Origin of the sequence: Dietzia sp. CW19, from assembly GCF_014145265.1 — a bacterium.
Taxonomy (GTDB): domain Bacteria; phylum Actinomycetota; class Actinomycetes; order Mycobacteriales; family Mycobacteriaceae; genus Dietzia; species Dietzia natronolimnaea.
The window spans coordinates 1-4,256 of the sequence record NZ_JAALEE010000029.1; the positions used below are offsets into that span (position 1 = coordinate 1).

At 69.2% G+C, this 4,256-nt stretch carries 4 protein-coding genes; 2 read left to right on the top strand and 2 right to left on the bottom strand.

Annotated features, from left to right (window positions below; translation table 11 throughout):
• Positions 1–191: 191 nt before the first annotated feature.
• Together G6021_RS01135 and G6021_RS01140 are read right to left on the bottom strand one after the other, a co-directional pair.
• Positions 192–704 carry an NUDIX domain-containing protein gene (locus G6021_RS01135; protein ID WP_182640495.1) on the bottom strand — a complete coding sequence of 171 codons (513 nt, stop codon included), beginning with the start codon at positions 702–704 and terminating at the stop codon, positions 192–194.
• 118 nt (positions 705–822) lie between these two features.
• Complete coding sequence (locus tag G6021_RS01140) at positions 823–1,518, bottom strand: hypothetical protein (RefSeq protein ID WP_182609837.1); 696 nt, start codon at positions 1,516–1,518, stop codon at positions 823–825.
• A gap of 431 nt (positions 1,519–1,949) precedes the next feature.
• Between G6021_RS01140 and G6021_RS01145 the strand changes: the two genes are divergently transcribed.
• Together G6021_RS01145 and G6021_RS01150 are read left to right on the top strand one after the other, a co-directional pair.
• Positions 1,950–3,401, top strand: coding sequence for a hypothetical protein (locus G6021_RS01145; RefSeq protein WP_182609836.1), 1,452 nt, complete (start codon positions 1,950–1,952; stop codon positions 3,399–3,401).
• Between the two features lie 63 nt (positions 3,402–3,464).
• On the top strand, positions 3,465–4,256 hold a 792-nt coding region (locus G6021_RS01150; RefSeq protein ID WP_241736372.1), incomplete at its 3' end, for a PspA/IM30 family protein.

A 4,256-nucleotide genomic window follows, 5' to 3' on the forward strand; every position in this document is an offset into this window, starting at 1 on the left:
GATCAGCAGGATCTGACCGGGGCTCGGGGCCACCGCGACCGTTCCGGCGGCCAGGCCGTGGGCGGCGATGCCGAACACCGCGCTGACCACCGCGACGACGACGCCGACGACCGCGGTCACCACGGGGGGCACCTCGGCTCGGAAGCGGTCGGCGGGCATGCCCCGATTCTAGTGCTGCGCCGAGCGGGGGCCTATCCGCAGTGGCCGGTCCCACTCTCGGCGGACTCGGTGGTCAGCTCGATACGGGTGCGCTCCTCGCCCGCCAGTCCCGCCCCGAGCCGGGCGAGCATGTGGGGGCGCATCTCGGGCAGGTCATCGACCGCGAACCAGCGGACGTCGGTGTTCTCGCCGTCGGCGGGGTGCGGGTCGCCGTCGAGGTAGGTACAGGCGAAGGTGTGGTCGATGTACTGCGCGCGGTCGCCGTTGGCGTAGGTGACCATCCGGGAGACGCCGATGGACGCGACGCGGTCCACGCGGATGCTCACCGCGGCTTCCTCCCGTGCCTCGCGGACCGCGGCCTCGGCGGGATGCTCCCCCGGGTCGACGATGCCGGTGACCGGGGTCCACCAGCCGTTGTCCGCCCGGCGCACCAGCAGGACGCGCGCGCCGTGGGGGTCGCGGATGACGGCGGTGGCACCCGCCAACCAGAGGGGCGCGGTGCCCACGTGACGGCGGAGCTCGAGGACGAAGTCGGGGACGGACATGACCCAGAGCGTATCCAGACCCCGGGAAATGCAGCGATCCCCGCCGACCGTGTGGTCGACGGGGATCGCCGGAGAACTATCCGATCGCTGACTCAGTCAGCGTCGATGAGGACGAACCTCAGTTCTGCTCCTCGACGGGCTCGCACTCATCCCGCTCCATGGAGCCGTTGTCCTTGAGGAACTCGATGGCCTCCGGCGGGAGGTTGCAGACGAGACCGACGTTGATCTCGGGCAGCGGCGGGAGGTTGACGCCACCGGAGACGACAAGTCCGAGGCCGATGCCGGCGCCGGCAAGCGAACCGAGGGCCAAGAGGGTGCCGGCGTCCGAGCCGGTGCCCGAGCCGGGAACGTTGATGTCGCCCGAACCGAAGTCGGAACCGGTACCGCCCGTAAGGGAACCGAGGTCCAGGTCGCCAGCCTCATCCGTCGAACCCGCACTCAGCGAATCAAAGGAATCCGTGATGCTTCCGAGCGAGCCCAGGTCCAGGTCGCCAGCCTCATCCGTCGAACCCGCACTCAGCGAATCAAACGGATCGGTAACGCTACCCAGATCCAGCTGGCCAGCCTCATCCGTCGAACCCGACGACAGTCCGTCCGAACCGGTGGGCAATTCCTCCGGGATGGTCGGCAGGTCATCCGGGGCGGTGGAACCGAGGGCCGCACCGAGTTCCAGGCCAAGCTCGGCCGAGCCGAGCGCCGCGCCGAGGTTGAGTCCGAGCTCGGCGCTGCCCTGAGCGTTGGCGACACCCGGCATGGAGCCGAGCGCGAGTCCGGAGGCCGCGATGACGGCGAGCATCCGCTTGGTGTTCTTCATAGGAATTGCCTTCCTGTTGTTGGTGACGACCCAGCGACCCGGGTTCTCCCCCTCGTCGCCCGGTCCGGTGTGCAGCCCTGGGGCTACTCACCGTCGGATCGTGTCACCACCCTATCGAGCAATTTTCTGGACTTGTTACAAGAAGTCTCGTTTAGGCACAGGCAATACCCAGCCGCGCGATTGCGCCCAGACCCCGTGGTCCAGGCGATGATTGCTGCCAAAGGGCGCCTCCCAAGCGACTACCTCGTCTTATGTGAACCTTAATAAGTGAGTTTTGAGTTATAAATTGCTGCATGGGGGCCCCATAAGTGACATTGATCACTTCTCACCAAGAATTGACCGACTCGCCGCCAACACGCCGCGCTTCGAGCTCCGACATGGATAAATGTGAGGCTAACCTCGGATAAATCTGTCCCCGATCCAGGAGCGCCATGACACCGAACAGCAGCGGAGTTCAGTTCCCCACCGATTCGGCCGGGAACCGCTCGTCCGGGCGGCTGGCCAAGCAGGTCGTCGCTGACGCACTGTCCACCGTGGACCCGGCGGCGGGCGAGCGGGTCCACAGGATCAAGGACTGGCGCAAGGGATACATCCAACCATTCACCGAGATGGTCAGTGCGGGCGTCGCAGATGCCGCCACGTGGGACGGGGTGGCCCGCGCCGCTCTCGACTCGCTCCAGTCCAGGATGGTCGGCGTCCATGAGGTCGACGGCCAGGAGGTCGAGACCCCGATGGCGGACTACCTCGCCGTCGTCGCCTCCCGATCCACCCCGGGGACCGAGACGATCCAGGGCACGGCGACCCCCGCCACGGAACTGTCCATCCCCTACCGCGGCGAGGAACTGACCGGCGCGATGCTCCGCGCCCGGCTCGACACGTGGGTCGACGCCGGAGTGATCGAGCCGAGCTGCGCGGACGCTCTGAAGCTGGTGCAGGACAACCCTGAATGGCTCTCCCTGCCGGGCCGCGCGATGCTCGTGCTGGGCCTGGGCTCGGAGATGGGGCCCGCCCGTCGGCTGCTGCAATGGGGCGCCGACGTCCTGGGAGTCGACCTCCCCTCGAGCCCGGTGTGGGACCGGTTCCGCCAGCAGGCCGCCGGCTTCGCGGGCAGGCTCCACTTCCCCACGGACGCGGACGGCCGGCCGGGCATCGACCTGCTCACCCAGCTCCCCGAGCTCGCCGCCTGGGCCCGCGCGGCCGCCCCGGCGCCGCTCACGGTGGGCAGTTACTTCTACGCGGACGGCGGGACCCACGTCCAGCTCTCGTCTGCGGCCGACGCCCTCGTAGTGGACCTGTTGAAGGACGGGACCGCCGACGCCCTGGCCTACCTCGCCACCCCGATGGACACCTTCGTGGTCCCGGCCGACGTCCGCCGGGCCTCGGACGCGGCACTCGCAGCGCGCAAGGCCACCGACGTCAAGAAGATCGTCGGCACCCTGACCGGACAGAAGGTCTTCCACCGCAACTACGAGAAGGGGCACGGCCCGGCGGTGCACGATGCACTGGTCCCCCAACAGGGGCCCAACTACACGCTCGCCAAGCGGGTCCAACGCTGGCGGGCCACCACCGCGTTCGCGGACGGCCACACGGTCTCCGTCAACGTCGCCCCCGCCACCGACACCCGCTCGGTCACCAAGAACAAGATCCTCGCCGCCACGTACAAGGGGGCGCACGCGTTCGGCATCGAGATCTTCGATCCCGCGACCTCCTCGGCACTGCTCGCCGCGCTGTTGGTCCACGATCTCAACGTGGGGCGGCCGGACGTCGGGGTGCAGTGGGAGCACGAGTCCCACGGGGCCGCCTCGGGAGGGTTGTGGCGCCAGCCCTACCTGCCGCGGACCGCGCTGCCCGTGGCCGCACTGCTCGGTACCGTCAAGAGGTAGGAACACGCCCCGGACCGATCTGCCGGTCCGGGGCCCGCCGGTGCCGACAGTAAGGACCCCGCCATGCCGAACCCGTTCTCCAAGAGCTGGAACTACCTCAAGGCCTCGCTCGACAAGAAGGTCGACGACAACGCGGACCCCAAGATCCTCGTCCGCCAGGCCATGGACAACGCCCGCCAGCAGCACAAGTCGGTGACGGACCAGGCAGCCGCCGTGATCGGCAACGCCAAGCAGCTCGAGATCGCCATGGGCACCAAGTCCCGGCAGCTCGACGAGGTGCAGGGCCAGATCCGGCAGACCCTCCAGGTGGCCGAGTCGGCGCGTGCCGAGGGGGACACCGCCCGCGCCGCCCAGTTCGACGCACAGGCCGAGCAGCTGGCCGGCCGGATGGTCACCCTGGAGCAGGACCTCGAGAACACCAAACAGCTGCACGGGCAGGCGGTGCAGGCCGCCGAGCAGGCCAAGCAGGCGGTCAGGGAGTCCGACCAGCGTCTGCGCGAGACGCTCGCGCAGGAGGACCAGCTCCTGCTCCAGGCCACTCAGGCGGAGATGCAGCACCGGACCGTCGATTCCATGACCTCGCTGGAGGGGGTCGGCGGCGGCAACTCGCCCACGTTCGACGAGATCCGCGCCAAGATCGAGGGCCGCTACACCACGGCGCTCGGCAAGCAGGAGCTCGCGGAGGCCACGGGGTCCCCGTCCAGCGCGCAGCTCGACGCCGCCGCGTTCACCCGCGAGTCGGAGGGCAAGAGCAAGCTCGAGCAGATCCGCGCGTCCATGGGACTGAGCGGTGGCGGCACCGCGGTCGAGGGCGCCGGGGCGGGTGGCGCCACGGACCGGCAGCTGCCCGAGGGC